The 20,398-nt window shown below is 32.9% G+C and carries 28 protein-coding genes and 1 pseudogene; 24 read left to right on the plus strand and 5 right to left on the minus strand.

The window, feature by feature from the left end:
• Positions 1–5 precede the first annotated feature (5 nt).
• From upp to serS, 3 genes are read right to left on the minus strand one after another with little or no spacing between them, the layout of a single operon-like run.
• Positions 6–632, minus strand: coding sequence for a uracil phosphoribosyltransferase (gene upp / locus NPA09_RS00640; RefSeq protein ID WP_129722357.1), 627 nt, complete (start codon positions 630–632; stop codon positions 6–8).
• Entirely contained in the window at positions 632–1,303 is a 672-nt protein-coding gene (gene deoC, locus NPA09_RS00645; RefSeq protein ID WP_256541835.1) for a deoxyribose-phosphate aldolase, read from the minus strand. The genes upp and deoC overlap by 1 nt, the downstream gene beginning before the upstream one ends.
• Before the next feature lie 27 nt (positions 1,304–1,330).
• On the minus strand, positions 1,331–2,599 hold the full coding sequence (gene serS / locus NPA09_RS00650; protein WP_129722354.1) for a serine--tRNA ligase: 1,269 nt from the start codon (positions 2,597–2,599) through the stop codon (positions 1,331–1,333).
• A 96-nt stretch (positions 2,600–2,695) separates the two neighbouring features.
• On the opposite strand from serS, the gene NPA09_RS00655 reads away from it, so the two are divergent.
• From NPA09_RS00655 to yidC, 4 genes are read left to right on the plus strand one after another with little or no spacing between them, the layout of a single operon-like run.
• Entirely contained in the window at positions 2,696–3,118 is a 423-nt protein-coding gene (locus NPA09_RS00655) for a ferritin-like domain-containing protein (RefSeq protein WP_129722351.1), read from the plus strand.
• A 10-nt stretch (positions 3,119–3,128) separates the two neighbouring features.
• On the plus strand, positions 3,129–3,272 hold the full coding sequence (gene rpmH / locus NPA09_RS00660) for a 50S ribosomal protein L34 (protein WP_129722348.1): 144 nt from the start codon (positions 3,129–3,131) through the stop codon (positions 3,270–3,272).
• Entirely contained in the window at positions 3,272–3,613 is a 342-nt protein-coding gene (gene rnpA, locus NPA09_RS00665) for a ribonuclease P protein component (RefSeq protein ID WP_129722346.1), read from the plus strand. The genes rpmH and rnpA overlap by 1 nt, the downstream gene beginning before the upstream one ends.
• Entirely contained in the window at positions 3,591–5,606 is a 2,016-nt protein-coding gene (gene yidC / locus NPA09_RS00670; protein WP_129722343.1) for a membrane protein insertase YidC, read from the plus strand. The genes rnpA and yidC overlap by 23 nt, the downstream gene beginning before the upstream one ends.
• A gap of 26 nt (positions 5,607–5,632) precedes the next feature.
• Here yidC and tsf read toward each other — a convergent pair whose 3' ends face one another.
• Positions 5,633–6,511 carry a translation elongation factor Ts gene (tsf, locus tag NPA09_RS00675; RefSeq protein ID WP_129722340.1) on the minus strand — a complete coding sequence of 293 codons (879 nt, stop codon included), beginning with the start codon at positions 6,509–6,511 and terminating at the stop codon, positions 5,633–5,635.
• Positions 6,511–7,425, minus strand: coding sequence for a 30S ribosomal protein S2 (rpsB, locus tag NPA09_RS00680; protein WP_129723285.1), 915 nt, complete (start codon positions 7,423–7,425; stop codon positions 6,511–6,513). Before rpsB ends, tsf begins: the two co-directional genes overlap by 1 nt.
• Positions 7,426–8,086: 661 nt before the next feature.
• Between rpsB and NPA09_RS00685 the strand changes: the two genes are divergently transcribed.
• From NPA09_RS00685 to rplF, 20 genes and pseudogenes are all read left to right on the plus strand, one after another.
• Positions 8,087–9,604 (plus strand): hypothetical protein, encoded by a 1,518-nt coding sequence (locus NPA09_RS00685; RefSeq protein ID WP_256541837.1) that lies wholly within the window; start codon positions 8,087–8,089, stop codon positions 9,602–9,604.
• A gap of 138 nt (positions 9,605–9,742) precedes the next feature.
• A complete protein-coding gene (gene recA, locus NPA09_RS00690; RefSeq protein ID WP_129722334.1) occupies positions 9,743–10,714 on the plus strand; it encodes a recombinase RecA in 972 nt (323 codons plus the stop codon).
• Positions 10,715–10,730: 16 nt separating this feature from the next.
• Positions 10,731–11,528: a TIGR00282 family metallophosphoesterase gene (locus tag NPA09_RS00695; RefSeq protein ID WP_129722331.1), complete on the plus strand. Its 798-nt coding sequence runs from the start codon at positions 10,731–10,733 to the stop codon at positions 11,526–11,528.
• 259 nt (positions 11,529–11,787) lie between these two features.
• Complete coding sequence (gene rpsJ / locus NPA09_RS00700) at positions 11,788–12,087, plus strand: 30S ribosomal protein S10 (RefSeq protein ID WP_129722328.1); 300 nt, start codon at positions 11,788–11,790, stop codon at positions 12,085–12,087.
• Between the two features lie 27 nt (positions 12,088–12,114).
• Positions 12,115–12,951: a 50S ribosomal protein L3 gene (gene rplC, locus NPA09_RS00705; protein ID WP_129722325.1), complete on the plus strand. Its 837-nt coding sequence runs from the start codon at positions 12,115–12,117 to the stop codon at positions 12,949–12,951.
• On the plus strand, positions 12,951–13,631 hold the full coding sequence (gene rplD, locus NPA09_RS00710) for a 50S ribosomal protein L4 (RefSeq protein WP_129722323.1): 681 nt from the start codon (positions 12,951–12,953) through the stop codon (positions 13,629–13,631). Before rplC ends, rplD begins: the two co-directional genes overlap by 1 nt.
• Complete coding sequence (rplW, locus tag NPA09_RS00715) at positions 13,631–14,749, plus strand: 50S ribosomal protein L23 (RefSeq protein ID WP_129722319.1); 1,119 nt, start codon at positions 13,631–13,633, stop codon at positions 14,747–14,749. The genes rplD and rplW overlap by 1 nt, the downstream gene beginning before the upstream one ends.
• 69 nt (positions 14,750–14,818) lie before the next feature.
• A complete protein-coding gene (gene rplB / locus NPA09_RS00720; protein ID WP_129722316.1) occupies positions 14,819–15,664 on the plus strand; it encodes a 50S ribosomal protein L2 in 846 nt (281 codons plus the stop codon).
• Entirely contained in the window at positions 15,664–15,942 is a 279-nt protein-coding gene (rpsS, locus tag NPA09_RS00725; protein ID WP_129722313.1) for a 30S ribosomal protein S19, read from the plus strand. Before rplB ends, rpsS begins: the two co-directional genes overlap by 1 nt.
• Positions 15,942–16,265: pseudogene (rplV, locus tag NPA09_RS00730) on the plus strand (50S ribosomal protein L22); the annotation flags it as partial. The gene rpsS and the pseudogene rplV, both read left to right, overlap by 1 nt.
• Positions 16,266–16,456: 191 nt before the next feature.
• Positions 16,457–17,131, plus strand: coding sequence for a 30S ribosomal protein S3 (gene rpsC, locus NPA09_RS00735; RefSeq protein WP_129722307.1), 675 nt, complete (start codon positions 16,457–16,459; stop codon positions 17,129–17,131).
• The gene (gene rplP, locus NPA09_RS00740) at positions 17,109–17,540 is read left to right on the plus strand and encodes a 50S ribosomal protein L16 (protein ID WP_129722304.1); all 432 of its coding nucleotides are present in this window, start codon (positions 17,109–17,111) and stop codon (positions 17,538–17,540) included. Before rpsC ends, rplP begins: the two co-directional genes overlap by 23 nt.
• Positions 17,540–17,737 (plus strand): 50S ribosomal protein L29, encoded by a 198-nt coding sequence (gene rpmC, locus NPA09_RS00745; RefSeq protein ID WP_129722301.1) that lies wholly within the window; start codon positions 17,540–17,542, stop codon positions 17,735–17,737. The genes rplP and rpmC overlap by 1 nt, the downstream gene beginning before the upstream one ends.
• On the plus strand, positions 17,737–18,003 hold the full coding sequence (gene rpsQ / locus NPA09_RS00750) for a 30S ribosomal protein S17 (RefSeq protein ID WP_129722298.1): 267 nt from the start codon (positions 17,737–17,739) through the stop codon (positions 18,001–18,003). Before rpmC ends, rpsQ begins: the two co-directional genes overlap by 1 nt.
• Positions 18,003–18,371 (plus strand): 50S ribosomal protein L14, encoded by a 369-nt coding sequence (gene rplN, locus NPA09_RS00755; protein WP_129722295.1) that lies wholly within the window; start codon positions 18,003–18,005, stop codon positions 18,369–18,371. Before rpsQ ends, rplN begins: the two co-directional genes overlap by 1 nt.
• A gap of 8 nt (positions 18,372–18,379) precedes the next feature.
• Complete coding sequence (rplX, locus tag NPA09_RS00760) at positions 18,380–18,709, plus strand: 50S ribosomal protein L24 (protein WP_187468883.1); 330 nt, start codon at positions 18,380–18,382, stop codon at positions 18,707–18,709.
• Between the two features lie 3 nt (positions 18,710–18,712).
• The gene (gene rplE, locus NPA09_RS00765; RefSeq protein ID WP_187468882.1) at positions 18,713–19,258 is read left to right on the plus strand and encodes a 50S ribosomal protein L5; all 546 of its coding nucleotides are present in this window, start codon (positions 18,713–18,715) and stop codon (positions 19,256–19,258) included.
• A 1-nt stretch (position 19,259) separates the two neighbouring features.
• Positions 19,260–19,445 (plus strand): type Z 30S ribosomal protein S14, encoded by a 186-nt coding sequence (locus NPA09_RS00770; protein ID WP_129722293.1) that lies wholly within the window; start codon positions 19,260–19,262, stop codon positions 19,443–19,445.
• A gap of 2 nt (positions 19,446–19,447) precedes the next feature.
• Positions 19,448–19,849 (plus strand): 30S ribosomal protein S8, encoded by a 402-nt coding sequence (rpsH, locus tag NPA09_RS00775; RefSeq protein ID WP_129722290.1) that lies wholly within the window; start codon positions 19,448–19,450, stop codon positions 19,847–19,849.
• A 1-nt stretch (position 19,850) separates the two neighbouring features.
• A complete protein-coding gene (rplF, locus tag NPA09_RS00780; protein WP_129722288.1) occupies positions 19,851–20,390 on the plus strand; it encodes a 50S ribosomal protein L6 in 540 nt (179 codons plus the stop codon).
• Positions 20,391–20,398 lie beyond the last annotated feature (8 nt).

The following is a 20,398-nucleotide window of genomic DNA, read 5'->3' on the forward strand; positions in this document are numbered from 1 at the left end:
AATTATTATTTTGTTCCGAAGATACGATCTCCAGCATCACCCAAACCAGGTAGAATGTAGTTATTTTCATTTAATTTTTCATCAAGTGCTGCAAGGTAAATATTTAGTTTATTACCATATTTATCACGTACTTTTTTAACACCTTCTGGTGAACCTACAAGACATACAAGTTCAAGATTTGTGTAACCATCTTTTCTTAATTTTTCAATTGCATCAATGCTACTATTTCCTGTTGCTAACATTGGATCAACAATAATGATTAGACTATCTTTTGGTACGTTAGGCATTTTGTAAAAGTATGTATGTGGTTTGAAGGTTTTTTCATCACGATACAAACCAATGTGTCCTGTTTTTGCTTGAGGTACAAGGTCTAAAATCCCTTGTGTCATTCCTAAACCAGCACGAAGAATTGGTACAATTACAATTTCTTTATCAAATTCTGAGCCAATAAATTTATCGGCAACTGGGGTAGAAATTTGTTTTGGTTTTGGTTTGTAATCACGTAAAATTTCATAAACCATTAGCGAGGCAATTTCGTTCAGGTTTTTACGGAATAAAGTATGATCACTGTTTTTGTCACGCATTACAGTTAACTTGATATCAATGAGTGGGTGATTAATAATTTTGAGCATTAGTAGCTGTCCTTGCTTTCTGTTCCTTCTAATATTGCTACTGATCTTGATGTACCAAATCTGGTTGCTCCAGCTTTATACATCGCTTCTAAATCGTCAGCATTTGCAATTCCGCCAGCTGCCTTGATAGCAATTTTACCTTTGGTTACTGAATGCATCAATTTAACATCTTCAAGTGATGCACCACGGTATGAGAAACCGGTTGATGTTTTGATAAACTCGGCGCCTGAGTTAAGAACAATTTCAGTTACTTTAAGAATTTCTTCATTTGTTAAAAGGGCTGTTTCAACAATAACTTTTAAGATATGTTTTCCACATTCTTTTTTAACAGCTTTAATGTCGTTAAGAACATATTCATATTCTTTTTCTTTAAGCTTACCGATGTTAATAACCATATCGATTTCATCTGCACCGTGAGCAATAGCAAGTTTTGCTTCTTGTGCTTTTGATTGAGTAATGCCAGCACCAAGTGGGAAACCTATTACTGAAGTAATTCCGGTACTTGTCCCATCAGTTTTAGTTTTGACATATTTAACTCACGACGAGTTAACACAAACAGTTTTAAATTCATATTGAAGTGCTTCAGCAACTAATTTGTCAATATCTTTTTTTGTTGCTTCAGGTTTTAAATATGTGTGGTCAATTAATCTGGCCATTTCTTTCTTTGTCATTTTATCTCCTTTGTATAATATTGTAAATTATTTTGTAATAGATTTTTTACCAAAATATGTTCAAAGTGCTTTTGGGATAGTAATTGAATTTGTTTTTGCGTCATAATTGTTTTCGATAATAGCGGCAATTAGACGATCAATTGCTAATCCTGAACCATTGATAGTAAATGCATATTTATTCTTACCATCTAAATCTTTGTAACGAATCATTGCTCGGCGCCCTTGGAAATCTCCGAAGGTTGAAACACTAGAAATTTCACGATATTTGAATTCGCTTGGCATTCAAACCTCTAGGTCAATTGTTTTTTGTGAACTAAAACCTAGATCTCCGGTGCAAAGCATTACTTCGCGAAAAGGTAATTCAAGTTTTTCTAAAATGTTTTTTGCATCTGCTAATAATAAATTGAATTCATTAGGAGCATCTTCTTCTTTCGCGATTTTAACAAGCTCTACTTTTTTAAATTGATGGTTACGAATGATACCTTTTGTATCTTTGCCACCACTACCAGCTTCAGAACGGAAACATTCGGTGAAGGCAGTAAGTTTAATTGGCTTTGTTAAGTCAATGATTTCGTTATTGTAGATGTTAGTTAAACTTACTTCAGCAGTAGAAATTAAATATAAGTTGTTTGTTAATTTAAAAAGATCTTCTTCAAATTTAGGAAGTTGTCCAGTACCGTACATAATATTTTCTTTTACAAGCACTGGTGTGTTGTATTCAACATAACCACGAGCAATATGTTCATCAAGCATAAAGTTTTGCAGTGCGCGAATTAGTTTTGCTCCATCTTTTTTAAACAACACGAATCTTGAACCTGATAGTTTAACAGCGCGTGGCAAATCAAAAAGTTCAAATTCAGCACCAAGGGTATCATGTGAAACAGGTTGATTTACAAGACCCTTCCCAAGTTTTGAGTGTTCAGCAATTACAACATTAGCATTTTCGTCAGCGCCAATAGGAACTTCTGCTAATGGAATGTTAGGAATACGGTCTAAATTAAACTTGACAAAATCGTTTAATTTTTCTTCATTTTTCTTTAATTTTTGTAGAGTATCTTTAATTTTTGTAATTTCATTTTTTAGCTTTTCTATTGCTTTTTTATCGTTTTTGTTTTTACCAATTTCAGCGGACAATTTTTTGATTTGTGCTTGCATTTCTTGATTTTTAAACATAATTTGACCAAGATCTTTTGCTTTTGTTACTAGTTCATCAATGATCGTAGCATCAAAACCTCTTTGGTTTAATTTTTCTTTTACGTATTTTTGCTGTTCGATTACAAATTTGATATCTAACATACATCTCCTTGCAAATAATATTCAATATTTATATAATTTTATATTATAATAATGATTATAATTTTAATTTAACATAAATAATGCAGGGAGGAAAACATGGATCATTTGATTAAATTGCACGCTAGTTTAGAAGTTTTAGCGCACAAACTTAAGAATTTTCACTGACATGTTGTTGGTTATGATCATTTTGAAGCGCATGATAAATTAGATGATTTGATTCATAAGTGTCACAATTCCATCGATGAAGTTGCCGAGTTAATAGTGCAGTTAGGTGAAGTTGCAACTTGTGATTTGCAAACGTTAAAATCATTGTCGATTATTGCACAAATCGAGGCTAAAAGATACGATTCGTTATTTGTTGCTTCAGTGCTTGTTGATGATTTTGACAAAATTTTAGATTTTACAACAACAACCAAATGAGATATGCTAAGCCAACCAATTATTGATAATGTTAATAAATGAGTTTTAAAAGCAAGATGACAATTCCAAGCGGTAATTACTGACGCTGAGGAAATTTAGAAAGGAAAAAATGAAAAGAACATATCAACCAAATAAACTAAAACACATCAAAACTCACGGTTTTCGTGAAAGAATGGCAACAGCCGGCGGAAGAAAAGTTTTAGCAGCACGTCGTGCTAAAGGTAGAGCACAACTTACAGTTTCTGATAAATAATGAAAAAAGAATATCGAATACGAAAGAATTGGGAATTCCAAGCGATTATCGAAGCGAAAAACCAAGTTCTTAATAGAGAACTAATTTTGTATTTCAAAAAAGCTGATTCATTTAAGATTGGGATTTCTATTCCTAAAAAATTTGCGAATGCTGTTCAAAGAAATTATTTAAGACGACAAGTTCGCAGTATTTTATTAAAGCTTAATGTTTTCGAGTTCGCTTACCATTTTGTAATTATTGTCAGAAAACAATTTTTAGAATTAGATTTTAATACCAAATTAGAATCTGTCAAAAAATTGTTTGGAAAGGTGGAAAAGTATGGGAAATCAACATCGCTCTAGTCACTTAGATTATTTTTCAAATAATAGTAGTGCGACACCAGAAAAAAACAAAAACCCCAAAAAGAAATGGGCTTTAGTTTGAAAAATTCTTAAAGCAATCATTTATTTTATTCTTTTTGGTGTAACCATGACTGGTTGCGTGCAAACGTTTATTTTCAAAACAGATGCGGTTTCTGGTAGTGGGCAAGAGTTTTATCTTTCAAAAAATAAGGTTACTCCAACTGTTACTGTCATGAAATACGACGAAAGTAAAAATATGTACGCACCAACTGGTGATAATAAATATTTAAAAAATTCTGAAGTTATTAAAAAGTTGCGTGAACAAACAAATAATAATCTAGGTTTTACGCCTGAGGCAGACCAAGAAATTTATGGTCATAAAAACAGTGCTTCTCTTACTTTTTTTGAAAGTGGAATGCAAAAAAGTGTAGACGATATTTACAACAAAAATGGTAAATATTTATATAAAAATGAGGCTCAAAAAACTTATACATTAGTTAATGATTTGTCAGAAATTTTAGTGCCAGCACCACTTTTTAGTAAAAAAACAGTTGGTGGTGTGCCGCTTGTCGCTGAAAATGGAAGTCTTATTTTCGATACTAATCTTGATGAAAATTACCGTAAAAACTACTCGAATGGCGAAGATAATCAATTTTTAGGATATGAATTCGCTCACGAAAAAGTGGTTGAAGACGGGAAGGAAGTAATTAAATTTAATAATAAGTTACTTAAGATTCATTATTTAAAAATTAGCAACGTTGTTGATGACACAGTCAACTACAATGCAAAATACGCTCGCGATGTTTTACAAGCACTTTATGAAAAAACTTTTAATGCAAGCGCAGACCAATTAGCATCTGAAGGTCGCGAGAAAGACTACTTTAAGGAGTTATTGGCCAAAACTGGTGATGCAGATATTAATAGTTTTTTACTAAGAATAGCACAAAAACAAGGCGATGGAAGTTACAAACCAATTAATCGTGATTTAACAAACGAAGAAAAAGAATTACTTGAAGCATACGATTTCACTATTAAAAATTACTTATTAATGAGTAAGTTTGGTATTAATCGTTACACAAATGAAATTGTGTTTGGTAGTGAAAGTAATCTTAAGAGCCCAATCAGCGCCAAAGGTACTAGTTATGAAAACTTAATTTATGCTTCAAGCAACGATCAAGCACCGCTTACCAATTGGGGCGAAGCATGAAAACTAGGACCATTTTATGGTTTAGTTGTTTGACCACTCGCCGCAATGATGATCGGAATTAGTGATGCAATGCCAGAAATTCATGGTTGAGAAAGTTTAATTGTTATTATTATCGCGATTGTAATTACTCGTTCTTTATCATTAATCTTTACTTATAAATCATTATTTACAACCCAAAAACAACAAAATCTAAATGCCCAAAAAGCAAAGATTGAAGCTAAATATATTAACTATAAAGGTAACAAGATGATGGAAAATCGTAAACGTGTCGAAATCCAACAACTTTACCGGAAAAATGGGATTAGCCTACTTGATCCATTTATTAACATTATTATTTCAACACCTATTTTCATCGGGATGTGAAAAATCATCCAAGCGATGCCATCAATGAAGTCGACAAGTTGACTTGGTATAAGTTATGCTAACACTTCATGACAAAGTTTATTTGGTGGCCAGTTTGCTTACTTACCAATTTTAATTGTAACGATCGGTATTCAAATTGCTTCGCAATTATTACCGCGAATTCTTTCCAACAAGCGGCTTAAAGAACGAACAAACGCTATTGAAAAAGCAACAATGAAAAAACAAAACAAAACACAAAACATTATCTTGATTGTGTTTGTTGTCTTCACTGTAATGCTTACCGCTGGTGTTCAAGTTTACTGAATGGTTGGTGGTACCTGAACACTTATTCAAACTTATGTTGTTCACAAAATCTTGGTTTCGAAATGATATCGTGAACGCCAAGAGAAGAAAAAACTTGAAAAGCAAGAACAAGCGTTATAAAAAAATCAGCGACTGCTGATTTTTTTTTATTTCTTCATTTGTGCTGCGACTTCGTCAGCAAAATTGGTTACTTGTTTTTCAACACCTTCAGCTAATTCATAACGAACAAAACTAATTAATTTTGTGTTGTGTTGTGCAAGGTATTGTTCAACTTTCATTCCGCTTTCCATTACAAAGTCTTGTTTTTCAAGAACGAATTCTGAAAGTTCTTTGTTAATCTTACCATCAACAATTTTTTGTTGAATTTGTGCTGGTTTGTTAGCTAAGGTTGGATCTTTTTTGAATTCATCTTCAAGTTTTTTAATTTCTTTTTTAGGAACATCGCTTACTAAAGCGTATTGTGGGTTCATTGCAGCAATTTGCATTCCCACGTTTCTTAGAACGGTTTCGTCTTTTCCTTCACCAATAACGATAACGGCGATTTTGTTATTATTGTGTGTGTAACCTGTTACAAGGCCTTTGTTAGCAGGTAATTGGATCGCTCTACGAAGAGCGATTTTTTCACCAATAACACCGGTTGCTTCATCACAAAGAAGTTTTAAATCTTTTTTGTCTTTAGTTTTTAATTTTAATAATTCTGCTTCATTGCTGAATTTGTTAGCAAGTAGAACTTCTTCAATTTTCTTGCTTAATTCAATAAATTTTTGATTTTGTACAACGAAGTCAGTTTCGCTATTTAGTTCGTAAAGAACTGCAAATTTACTGTTTTTAACGAATTTAACAATTCCTTCAGCAGCAATTCTGTTTGATTTTTTAGCAGCTTTTTTAAGTTTGTTTTCGTTTAATCATTGAATTGCTTTGTCAAGATCTCAGTTTGATTCTTCAAGTGATTTTTTGCAATCTAACATTGGAGCATCAGTGATTTCTCTAATTTTTTTAATTAATTCTAATTTGTTGTCAGCCATTATTTTCCCCCATTTTCTTCTGTTTTTGCTTGACGAGCACCTTTTCAATTACTTGATTGTTTTTGGTTTGAATTGAAAGGTTTTTTTGTAAAAGTTTTCTTGTCTTTTGTTTCTTTTTCTTCTTCCGCATCAAATACAATTTTTTCATCTGGTTCGTAAGCAAATTTTGCTTTTTGACCTTGTGCTGTTGCGATAGCATCTGCTAGAACAGTAATAATTAATTGAATTGATTTTGCTGAGTCGTCGTTAGCAGGGATAGCAACATCTAAGAGGTTAGGGTTAAAGTTGGTGTCGGCAATACCGATAATCTTGATACCTTTTTGTCTTGCTTCACGAATTGCGTTTCTATTTTCAAGTGGGTCAGCAATAATCATGAAGTGTGGAAGGTATTTCATTTTTCTAATCCCGGTTAGGTTAGTTCTTAATTTTTCAAGCTCTTTAGTTTTATCAAGTGCTTCTTTTTTGGTATAACCAGCAAATCCATTCTTTTCAAGTTCTTCTAGGTTTTCAAGGTAACCAACTCTTTTGAAAATTTCGTTGTGGTTAGTAAATGTTCCACCAAGTCATCTTTCAGTAACGTAGAATGAGTTTGTTCTGATTGCTTGTTCTTCGGTTACTTTTTTGGCTTGTTTTTTAGTACCAACGAAGATGAATGAAGCATTTTTTTGTGCGGCTTTGTTGATGATTTTGTATGCGAATTCTAGAGCAATGGTTGTTTTAGTTAAATCGATGATATGAGTACCAAATTTAGCCATGTGAATGAATTGTTGCATGCTTGGATTTCTAAATGATGTTTTGTGTCCAAAGTATGCTCCAGATTCAAGAAGTTTTTCTTTTGAAACAATTTTTTTAGTTGTTTCACCTTCTTCTTTTGAGTGTGAATTTTCATGTGTTTCTTTAAGCACTCTTGCCATTTTGGCTTCACGGTTTTCTCTAGGTTCTCTAGCAGGTTTTGTTGTTTTTTCTTCAGTCTTTTTAAAGGCTGGTTTTGCAGGTCTGTCTGCTGCTGTTTTAACAGCATTTTCTTCTTTTTTAACCTTAACAAGTTTAGGAGCGCTTTCAGCGGTCTTTACCTTAACTTGCTTGGTTTCCTTTGTTTTGTTTTCCATAATTTATGTTCCTTTTTGTTTTATTCTTCCTAATATTTCGAAACGTTGGACTTCTTCTCGAAGCACACCAAAGCAATTCATATTAGTGTTTGATTATTAATTAATCCTAAATATTTTAACATTTTTTATATATAAATAAATATATATTTTTAATGTGTTACTTTTTAGTAAAGCGTAACGCAAAGAACAAAAAAACAAAAAAATAATATTTTCAATCATAAATCAATGTTTTTTACTGAATATTTTATAGATATGGTTTCTATTTTTTTACATATTTTGACTAAAAATTAATACTCATTAATTTATAAGAATATATAATATTAGCATTATGTGAGACCCATTTTACTGATCGAAAATAAAGAAATTAAGAAACCAAAAAAAAGAAAATAAGCGCTTGTTGCGTGATGAAAATAAAGAAATAAACTGAGAAAATTACAATTTATTTTGTGCATGATTTCGTGAACAAATGAGTAAGATAAAAAACATTAAATTGTTGAATATTGTTCCCGCTGAATTGGGAAAATTCTTAGATTTACCATTTGAATTAAAGAGTACAAAAACAGGTAAAAATTTTGCCAGAATTTCCTATTTTTTAAAGAAAGAAATTGAGTTATTAAAAAACAAAAATAACATTCAAATAGAATACAATCCAAAACACAGCTTTGTGGATTATTTACCTAAACAATATACAGCAAATTTACAGGAGGCAAACTTTGATTCTAAGGAATTAATGTTTAATATTTGAACTCTTGAAAACGGTAAGTCAAACACATTTTATTCAGTGTTTGAGACAGGAATTATTAATTTAAATTATATGTATTCAATTGAGGATTTGTTAGCGGACAAAGACGAAAAAAATGTTTTTTTACGTAGTCTTTTCGCCTTGACTTTCAATAAGGTTTTCTTATCAGATTCATTAACAAAAGACTTTACTAAATTATCCTTATTTGCAAAACTTAATTTTGTCAAAGAACATATTAATTTATTATTCTTAAATTACAAATCATTGTCAACAAAAGAGCAATTAAGTGAATACGAATCATTGATATTTATTAAAAAAAGAAATGAGTTTTTAAAAAAACTTAACCGAATAAGAAGTTCGCTTTACTCACAAGGTTACCTAAATAAAATGAAAAACGCGACTGATGAAATAATTTTTAAATCACCTCGTCGAATTGATCGCCCATTTTCACTTTCGGATAATTATTCAAAAACAGGGTTTGATAGTTTAACTACAGTTAATACAATAATTGTTAACAATGATATAAGTAAAACATTTGATAGTAGTTATTGATCTAATTTATCTATTTATAAGGAAGTGTATGACCCCGAAAAATGAAATGATCTTGCCAAGTTTGAAAAAGAATATAAAGGCTCGGGCGAGATTATTAGTGTAACTACCAAGTGTGTAGACAATGAAGGTTATCTTCTTATCGACAAAGAAAATCTTTATGACATTTTTAATGATAAAAAAGACAAAGAAGTGCTTCTTACAAGAAGTTTTATTATCTTTTATAACGCTATCCAATCGTTTCGTACTTTGTCGGATTCGATTGTTTATAACTTGTCATATGTTGAGTATGATTTTTATGGTTTGAAAAATATTATTCCAATTTTAAAATATTACAAAAATCGAATTAAGGAATTTCATCTTTTCACTAACGATAAAACACAGTTTGAATTAAAAGACGAAATTTATACAAATTCTGAAATCGAATTTAAAATTGATTATTGCATTTCGGCACTTGAAACTAAATTTGCTTTAGAAGATGGAAAACGTGAAAAGAAAAAGGCAATCAATTCAGGAATCTTGCAATTTACTGTTTTAATTTTTACTGGAATTGCTGCTTTTAGTGTCTTGTATCGTTTCCTTGGTCCGGGCGGCAATTTTGAGTTACCTTATTTTGTATACTGGGGACCATTTGTTATTCTTGTTGTGTTACTTACAGCAGCGCTTGCGTCATATTTTGATAAGAAACGCTAGTTTTATTTCGTCATTATTAAGGCTGGTTTTTAAATTAATCTATAAAGCTACTATGAAAAAATGCTAATTTTTCATATATTTTTATTTTTTTAGTGTTTTTTGTCGTTCAGAATACATATATAATTGAGGTGACAAAAAATGGAAAATAAAATTAGTAAAGAAATTGAGTTAGCAATTAAAGAAATTACCAAGAAATTTGGTAAGGAATCTTTAATGTTACTTGGTGAAAAACAAGAATTAAGTGTTGAAACGTTTTCGACGGGTTCAATGCTTTTAGATCGTGCCTTAGGTTGTGGCGGATGACCGAAAGGAAGAATTGTTGAAATTTATGGGCCCGAATCATCAGGAAAGACAACCCTTAGTTTACATGCGATTGCAGAAATTCAAAAACAGGGCGGGGTGGCAGCGTTTATCGATGTTGAGCACTCGATCGATCCCAATTATGCTCGAAACTTAGGAGTGGATATTGACAAATTGCTTTTATCCCAACCTGATAGCGGTGAACAAGCAATGGAAATTGTTGATATTTTAGCGCGCTCAGGTGCTGTCGATTTAATTATTGTTGATTCGGTTGCTGCCCTTGCTACTGAGGCTGAGCTTGAAGGCGAAATGAAGGATCAAACAATCGGTGGTCAGGCGCGTTTAATGTCAAAAGCACTTCGCAAAATTACCGGTAATTTATCAAAGAATAAAACAACAATTATTTTTATTAATCAAATTCGAGAAAAAATTGGCATTATGTTTGGTAACCCTGAAACAACTCCGGGCGGAAGAGCGCTAAAATTTTACGCTACAATTCGTTTAGAGGTAAGAAAAGCAGGACAAATCATTAGTAATGCTGAAGCTACTGGGAATGGTATTCGGATGAAAGTTGTAAAAAACAAACTTGCCGCACCATTCAAAACTGTTGATTCGGAAATTATTTATTCGTTAGGAATTAATAAGATTGGTGAGGTTGTTCAGCTTGCCTTAGAACAAAATATTTTACAGCGCAAAGGTGCATGATACGCTTATAAAGAAGAGAATATAGCCCAAGGAATGGCTAATTTAATTGTTGTTCTTAAAGAAAATACAAAAATGTATGATGAAATACTAAGTTTGATCAAATAACTTATATAATAAACCTATGAACAAAAAATTAAATGTTTTGTTTTTGGGTGATATTTTTGGTCTACCAGGTATAGAAGCTGTAGAACGGGCATTGCCTGAATTAATCAAAACGCACAAAATTGATTTTGTTATAGCACAAGCCGAAAATGTTTCGGGTAGAAAAGGATTTGTAAAATCTGATTATTTACGCCTAAAAAAAGCCGGAATTAATGTTTTTACGTTAGGTAATCATGTTTGAGCTAAAAAAGAGATTTTAGCAATTATTGAAAATGCGGACATCGTGCGCCCCGCAAATGTTGATATTAAATATCCTGGTTTAGGCTCGCGAGTTTTTGTGATTGATGACAAAAAAATTCGCATTTCATCATTGATGGGAATTACTTTTAATAAGCTTTCAACACCATGAGAAGAAGAGTATGCGAACTCGTTTTTTGATGCGGCTGATGCATTAATTGAAAATGATAAAACTGATTTTCATATTATTGATTTTCATGGTGAGACCACCAGTGAAAAAAATGTTTTTGCGCTTTATGTTGATGGAAAAGTAAGTGCTGTTTTAGGTACGCACACTCATGTGCAAACTAACGATGAAAGACGACTTCCAAACGGTACTTTATTTATCTCTGATGCCGGAATGTGTGGTCCTCAAAATGCAGCAATTGGTGCAAATTTTGATGAAGTATATCAACATATGAGATACGGCAGTCATGTTAAATTTCAAGTCTCAAAAAACAAGCCGCAAGTTAATGGTGTGGTCTTAAATTTAAGCACAAATAAATCAAATAACAAGATTAAAAAAATAAAAATTCTGTAAGTTTTTGAACAAAAAATTATTATTTATTCTTTACTTTTTATTTGACAAAAAGTTAAAAATAGGTCAAAATTTGGGCTATTTTTTTTATTTTTTATAACTCATATTAATATATATAGGATTTTTTTTCTTTTTAATATATAATTCATAGGCTACTAAACTTTGAAGCATAAGGTTGCTGATACACTAGAATTAGTTGTTGAGAGTGTAATTCAGGTTTTTATGTGGAGTTAGTTCAGCAAAGAACGAAGGAGACAACAAAATGAAAAAAATTACAATCAAAATTAAGGGATTTGAACACGAACTTGTTGATATGACAGCAAAAAAACTTGTAACAATCGCACAAGATGCAAAATGCAAGTTTTCAGGACCAGTTCCATTGCCAACTAAACGTGAAATCTTCACAATCTTACGTTCAGTTCACATTAACAAAAAATCTCGTGAACAATTTGAACAAAAAACACACCAAAGATTACTTATACTTATCGAACCAAGTGCAAAATTGGTTGAAAGTTTAAGACACACAGAACTTCCATTTGGTGTTGAAGTTACAATCAAATAACAAATCCATTAATAAAAAGGAGAAACTATGAAAGGAATCTTAGGACGCAAAGTAGGAATGACTCAGATCTTTGCTGCTGATGGTAAATCACTACCAGTAACAGTTATCGAAGTTCAACCTAATGTTGTAACAGCTGTTTTAAGTCAAGAAAAAAACGGTTACGTTGCTACTCAACTTGCAGCTTTTGAACAAAAAGAAGCAAGAGTAAGTAAGCCCGTGCTTGGAAAACTTAAAAAAGTTAACACAACACCTAAGCGCTACATTAAAGAAATTCGTAACATGCAAGGTTATGAATTAGGGCAAGAAATTAATGCCTCAATATTCAAAGAAGGTGATTTGATTGATGTCACCGGAACATCAAAAGGTAAAGGTTTTGCCGGAACCATTAAACGTTGAAACCAAGCCATCGGACCTAAATCACACGGTGGTGGTGGTGGTTCTCAACCCGTAAGACAAACTGGTTCTCTTGGGGATATCTCAGGAAACAAAGTTGTTAAAGGGATGACAATGCCTGGACACCTTGGTCATGAAAAAACAACAGTACAAAATTTAGAAATTGTTAAAGTTGATTTAAAAAATAATGTAATCGTTGTGAGAGGATCAATTCCTGGACCTAAAAAATCACTTGTAGTACTAAAAGAAGCAATCAAACCAACAAACAAATCAAAAGATGTAATTCAACTCGTTGATGTTAAAACAACTCAATTAAGAAACGACTTACTTGAGGAAGCAAAACACTTAAAAGTTGAAGTTACTGTTGAAATGTCAAATGAAGATATTCAACAAGCAATTGAAACCGCTAAAGCAAATGCTGAACAAGAAAAAGCTGCCGAAGCTGCTGCAGAAAAAGAAGGAGATAAATAATGGCTGAAACAAAAGTAACAAAAACCACTGCTGTTAAAAAACCAGCAGCTCCTAAAACTACAAAAGTTAAAAAAGAAACCAAGCCAGCAGTAAAAGCATTAAGCAAAGACTTGCCAGCATCATTATTTGGCAGCGAAAAAATTTACAAACAAGCAATTTTTGATGTTGTTATTAGTGACCGCGCTTCAAAAAGACAAGGTACACACAAAGTAAAAAATCGTGGTGAAGTATCAGGAACAGGTAAAAAACCATGACAACAAAAAGGTACTGGTAGAGCAAGAACCGGTTCGTTAAAAACTCCAGTATTCGTAGGTGGTGGTAGAGCATTTGGTCCTACCCCAGATCGTAATTACAAATTAAAAGTAAACAAAAAAGTTAGAAAAAATGCCCTTATTTCTGCATTAACATTACTTGCACAAGGTGATAAAGTACTTGTTTCAGAAATTAAAATGGACAAAATTTCAACTAAAGAATTAGTAGCACAATTGACAAAACACAAAGCAAATAATTTAAAAACTTTAATCGTTACTAACGAAACTAATGTTTTTCTAAGTGCGCGTAATTTGCCTAGAACCATTACAACAAAAGTAACTTCGATTTCAGTTGAAGATTTATTATGAGCTGACAAATTAATTATTAGCAAACAAGATATTGCATACTTAGAAGGGTTGGTGAAATAATGCATTATACAGAAGTTATCAAGTCACCAATCATGACTGAAAAAACCAACTTACTTGCTGCTAACAACAATGAATATGTTTTCAAAGTTGACATCAACACAAACAAAATTGAAGTTAAAAAAGCAATTGAATTTATTTATAAAGTAAAAGTTGCAAGAGTTAACATTATTCGTCTTGAAAAACAGCCTACTTCACTTGGAAGATCAAAAGGATGAACTGATCGTTACAAAAAAGCAATTGTTAAGTTAATTGAAGGTGACACCATCAACTTCATGCCAGAAGATGACAAAACCAAGGCAACAAAAGCAAAAGATGAAAAAGCTAAAAGTAAAGTTGACAAAAAAACACAACAAGAAACAAGCGAAAAATTAAAAGCAGTTGAAGCAAAAATCGCTGCTAAAAAAGAAAAAGCTCAAAAAACTAAAAATCCAAAAATTAAAGTTGAAGACGAAGCTCCAAAAGCACCAGAAGCAACCTTAATTATTAAGGATCAACCTGCTGAAAAACCAAAAAGAGCAAGAAAAGTAACTAAGAAAATTGCTGAAGAAATTATTGCCGAAGCAGATGAAAAACAAAAGAAAGCAGCAAAAGCAAAAAAAGTAGCAGCTCCTAAAGCAGAAAAAACTGCTGAAGAAAAACCAAAAAGAGCAACTACCAAAAAAGCCAAACCTGCTGAAGCTACTTTAATTATTGAAGACAAACCTAAGAAAACTGCTAAAAGAGCAACTAAAAAAGATGTCGAAGCAATCGTTGAAGAAAAACCAAAAGCTAAAAAAGTAACTACCAAAAAAGCCAAACCTGCTGAAGCTACTTTAATTATTGAAGACAAACCTAAGAAAACTGCTAAAAGAGCAACTAAAAAAGATGTCGAAGCAATCGTTGAAGAAAAACCAAAACCAAAAAGAGCTAAAAAACCAACCAAGCTTCAAGCACAATTAGAAAGTGCTGGCGCAGGCGAAGACATGCTTGAATTGGCTGAAATTCTTGAATCAGCAAGAAAGAAAATTAAAACCGTTGAAAACAAAATTGTTAAAGAAGCGATTACAAAATCAATCAACGAGACAGGTGAAATTCCTATCAAAAAAACAAGAAGAACTAAAAAAACAAAAGAAGAATAATTAATATAACGCGGAACATAACTGCTTAAAAGAGAAATCCGCAATTATTTTTAAGCAAAGGAGACAAATATGGCTTTGAAACATTTTAAGCCTACAACCAATGGTCGTCGTAATATGTCTCAACTTGATTATTCAGTAACACTTTCAGGTCATGAGCCAGAAAAGTCATTACTTACCATTCTAAAAAAGAAATCAGGTCGTAATAATCAAGGAAAAATTACAGTTCGTCACAAAGGTGGAAGAGTAAAACGCTTTTACCGTGTAATTGACTTTAAACGTAATAAAGATAATATTCCAGCAATTGTCAAGACAATTGAATACGATCCAAACCGTTCAGCAAATATTTGCTTATTGGCATATGTTGATGGTGAAAAAAGATATATTTTAGCACCTAAGGGAATGAAATTAGGGACTAAAGTTGTTTCAGGAGATAACGTTGATATTCTTGTTGGTAACGCTTTACCACTTGCAAATATTCCTGAAGGTACAGTTGTACATAACGTTGAAATGCAACCAGGAGGAGGAGGTGTTATTGCTCGTTCAGCGGGTAATAGTGCGCAAATCCTTGGTAAAGATGATGATGGTAAATACGTTGTCTTGAGATTGAAATCAGGCGAAATGCGTCGGATTTTAGCAAGATGTCGTGCAACCATCGGTGAAGTTGGAAACGAAGAACACTTACTAGTTAATGTTGGTAAAGCCGGAATTAATCGCCACAAAGGGATTCGTCCAACTGTTCGTGGTTCGGTAATGAACCCTAACGACCACCCACACGGTGGTGGTGAAGGTAAACAACCAATTGGACGTAAGTCGCCACTTACACCTTGAGGTAAAAAAGCTCTTGGTGTTAAAACAAGAAACAACAAAAAAGCTTCAACTAAATTGATTTTAAGAAGAAGAAAGGAAACTAAATAATGGCAAGAAGTTTAGCTAAAGGCCCATTTGCAGACGAACATTTACTTAAAAAAGTCGATGCGATCGTTAACAAAAAAGCGCCTAAAAAACCAATCAAAACATGATCACGTCGTTCAACAATCTTCCCTGACTTTATTGGTTTAACTTTCCTAGTTCACAATGGAAATAAATTTATTGAAGTGTATGTAACAGATGATATGGTTGGACACAAACTTGGTGAATTTAGTCCAACAAGAACCTTTACAGGTCATGGTGCTGACAAAGGTAAGAAGAAATAATGAAAAACAATACAGTTTACGCACATACAAAAATGCAAAGAATTTCAGCTCGTAAAGCACGTTTAGTAGCGGATTTATTCCGTGGCAAAACTGTTGCACAATCAGTTGATATTCTTAGAAATACTCGTAAAAAAGCATCATTATTATTCATCACATTACTTAACTCAGCGATCGCTAATGCCGTTAACAACCACGGATTAGATGCATCAAAATTAGTTGTTTCTGAAGTCCTTGTTAATGAAGGACCAACCCTTAAAAGATTCCAACCTCACTCACGGGGAACCGCTAAACCAATTTTAAAAAGAACTTCGCACTTAACGATTGGCGTTAGCACACCAAAACAAGAAGAAAAAACCACTAAACCAGTTACCAAAGAAGTAAAAGAACCTAAACAAAAAGTTGCTGATAAAAAACCTGCTAAAGCTAAAACAACAGCAGCAAAATCAACGACAAAAAAAGAAGTAAAAGTTAAAGAAAAAACAACAAAAACAGCTAAAGCAAAAGGAACTAAATAATGGGACAAAAAGTTAATCCAAATGGCTTCCGTTTCGGAATCACAAAAGAACACAACTCAAAATGATTTGCCGAAAAAGCAAACTTTAGTAACTTACTTTTAGAAGATCAAAAAATCTACAAATTCTTTAATAACTTGGTTCGTCAATACCAAATTGGTAAAGTGGAAATTAAACGTAATAAAGAAAACAAAGTACTTGTTAGAGTACACAGTGCTAAATCAGGTGCTTTATTAGGTCAAAATGGTGAAAATATTAAATTAGTAACAGCTAAACTACAAAAAACCATTAGAAACCGTAAATTAGAAATCACAATTGATGTGCAAAACATTGCTAAACCAGAATTAAACGCTCGTTTAGCAGCGGAACAAATTGCCGTTAAATTAGAAAATCGTGAAAGCTTTAGAATTGCGCAAAAATTTGTAATTAGAAATGCAATGAAAGCCGGCGCAAAAGGAATTAAAACTTCAGTTTCAGGCCGTCTTAACGGAGTTGATATGGCTCGTACCGAAGGATATAGTGAAGGTGAAATGAAACTTCACACCCTAAGACAAAAAGTGGATTATGCAACCGCTACTGCTCGTACAACTTATGGAGCAATTGGGGTTAAAGTATGAATTTCACTTGGCGAAATTCTTGAAGGAGGTAACAAAGATGTTACAACCCAAAAAGACTAAACACAGACGTGTATTTAGAATTCCTCACGACAAAACTAAAGCATTTAAAGGAAATCGTGTTTCATTTGGTGAGTATGGTTTACAAGCACAAACCAGCGCTTGAATCTCAGCACGTCAAATTGAAGCAGCTCGGATCGCGATTACCCGTCACATGGGGAGAGAAGGTCAAGTGTTCATTCGGATTTTCCCTCACCTTTCATTAACATCAAAACCAATTGGTGTTCGGATGGGTTCAGGTAAGGGTTCACCAGAAAAATGAGCAGCAGTTGTTAAAGTTGATACCATGATGTTTGAAGTTAAAGGTGTTAACGAAACTGTTGCTCGTGAAGCGTTACGTTTAGGTGGACACAAACTCCCTGTTAAATTTAAAATTGTGAAAAAAGAAACACAAATTGATGGAGGTAAATAATGAAATACAAAGTTTTCAGCGAAAAAAGTAAACAAGAACTTGAAACTCTTGTTGAAGATCTTAAAGCAAAATTATTTACCTTAAGATTTAAAAATAAAACTGGACAAGCAGATCAAACACACCACATTCAAGCAATTAGAAGAGATATTGCAAGAGCCCTAACTGCTCTTAATGCTCTTGAAAAAGGAGATAAATAATGCGCGAAACCTCAAGAAAAACGCTTGTTGGGAAAGTAGTTTCAACCAAAAACGCTAAAACTATTATTGTTGCTGTTGATACTTACAAAAACCACCCAACTTACCAAAAACGTTTCAAATCAACAAAACGTTTTGCTGTACATGACGAAAAACAAGAAGCTAGTTTAAATGATATTGTTTCAATTATGGAAACTCGTCCTGTTTCAAAAACAAAACATTTCCGTCTTGTAACAATTAAAGAAAAAGCACTTCAAGGAGCTGAATAATGATTCAAGAATTATCAGTTGCAAATGTTGCCGATAACTCAGGCGCAAAACTTGTAAGAGTGATTCGTAATGTTGGTGGTAGCGTTAAAAAATCTTCATACATTGGTGATATTGTTACATGTTCAGTAATTAAAGCACAACCTGACGGTCTTGTTAAAGAAGGACAAGTTGTTAAAGCGGTTGTTGTACGTAGTAAATACGGAATTCGTCGTAGCAATGGTTCATACATTCGTTTCGATGATAATGCTGTAGTACTTATTAAAGAAGATAAAACGCCTCGTGGTACTCGTGTGTTTGGGTCAGTAGCACGTGAATTGCGTGATTTAGGGTTTGCTAAAATTGTTTCATTAGCACCCGAAGTATGATAGGAGTAACGATGAAAACAAAGCTTAAAAAGAATGATGAAGTCGTTGTTCTAGCCGGTAAAGAAAAAGGCAAAAGTGGTCGGATTTTAGCTATTCAAGCTAAAAACAATACCGCAACCGTGCAAGAATTAAATATGTTAACCAAACACAAAAAACCTTCACAACAAAACACTGAAGGTGGCATTGTTACCTTTGAAGGACCAATTCATCTTTCAAACCTAGCACTTGTTGTTAAAAAAGCTGCTAAAGGTAAACCTGCTATGCACTCAAAATTAGGTTTTAAAGTTGATAAAGAAGGTAAAAAAATAAGAATCGCTCGTAAGACAGGAAAAGAGGTGTAGATAATGAGATTACAAAAATTATATGAATCTAAAGTTCGTAATGAATTGTTTAAAGAATTTAACTATACTTCTGTAATGCAAGTGCCTCGGATTGAAAAAATTATGCTTAATATGACCGCGGGCAAGGAAGTTACAAACTCAAAAGCGATTGAAGAGGTTCTTAATGAACTTAAACAAATTACTAGTCAAAAACCTTACCAAACCGTTGCGAAAAAATCACTTGCTTCATGAAAACTTCGTGAAGGAATGCCAATGGGTGGTAAAGTAACCCTAAGACGTCAAAAAATGTGAGACTTCTTAGAAAAATTAATTCACGTAGCAATGCCTCGGATCAGAGATTTTCGTGGTGTTAACCCTAAAGCCTTTGATGGTCGTGGTAACTTTGCGCTTGGAATTAAAGAACAAATCATCTTCCCAGAAATCGAATTTGATAAAATTCGTAAAATTAAGGGACTAGATGTAATTATTGTTACAACAGCAAATAGTGATAAAGAAGCAAAAGCATTACTAGAAAAATTAGGAATGCCATTTGCAGGAAGTGAGAAATAGAATGGCAAAAACATCATTAAAGGCAAAAGCAGAAAAACACCCAAAATTTTCAACACGCGCTTACACTCGTTGTCAATTATGTGGTCGTAACCATGCTGTTATGCGTAAATTTAAAATTTGTAGAATTTGTTTCAGAAATCTTGCCCACGAAGGCAAAATTCCTGGCGTTAAGAAAGCGAGCTGATAATTATGGCTTTTATCACAGATCCAATTTCAGATATGATTGTTCGCATTAAAAATGCGTCACAACGTAAACACAAACAAGTTTCTATGCCTCACTCAACCAAAAAAGAAGCAATTCTAAAAATTGTTAAAGAACAAGGATTTATTAATGATTTTGAAGTTGTAACAACAAAAGATAAGAAAAAAGAATTAACCGTAAGTCTTAAATATAAAGGTAACACCCCAGTTATTACTGACATCAAACGTATATCAAAACCAGGTTTACGTGTTTATGTCGAAGCCGCAAATGTACCAAGCGTGCTTTCAGGATACGGTGTTGCAATCATCTCAACCTCAAAAGGTCTTTTAACAGATAAACAAGCAAGAAAGGAAAACGTAGGTGGTGAAGTCATCGCCTTCGTATGATAATATGTCGCGGGTAGGAAATCGAATTTTAACTATTCCAGCGGGAGTAGAAATTATCAACAACAACAATTTTGTAACTGTTAAAGGCCCAAAAGGCGAATTGTCAAGACAATTTAGTAATTTAATTACCATTAATGTAAATGGAACTGAATTAACAACCAAACGTCTTAACGAAGAAAAACACACTAAACAACTTCATGGTACAACCAACTCACTATTAGCAGCGATGCTAACTGGAGTTACAACTGGTTTTAAAAAGGAACTAGTTCTTAAAGGGGTTGGTTACAAAATGGCTCTTAAAGGCAACCAACTTGAAGTATTAGCCGGTTATTCACACCCAGTACTTTTAGATATTCCAGAAGGAATTAAACTTGAAGTACCTAAACCTCTTGAAGCAATTGTTTCAGGAATCGATAAACAAGCAGTTGGTGAATTTGCAGCAAAAATTAGAAAAGTTAGAACCCCTAACCCATACTCAGGTAAAGGGATGGCCTACAAAGATGAAGTGATTAAAACTAAAGAAGGGAAAACTGCTTCGAAGTAAGCAAGATA

Origin of the sequence: Mycoplasmopsis equigenitalium (genome assembly GCF_024498255.1) — a bacterium.
Lineage (GTDB): Bacteria > Bacillota_I > Bacilli_A > Mycoplasmatales > Metamycoplasmataceae > Mycoplasma_H > Mycoplasma_H equigenitalium.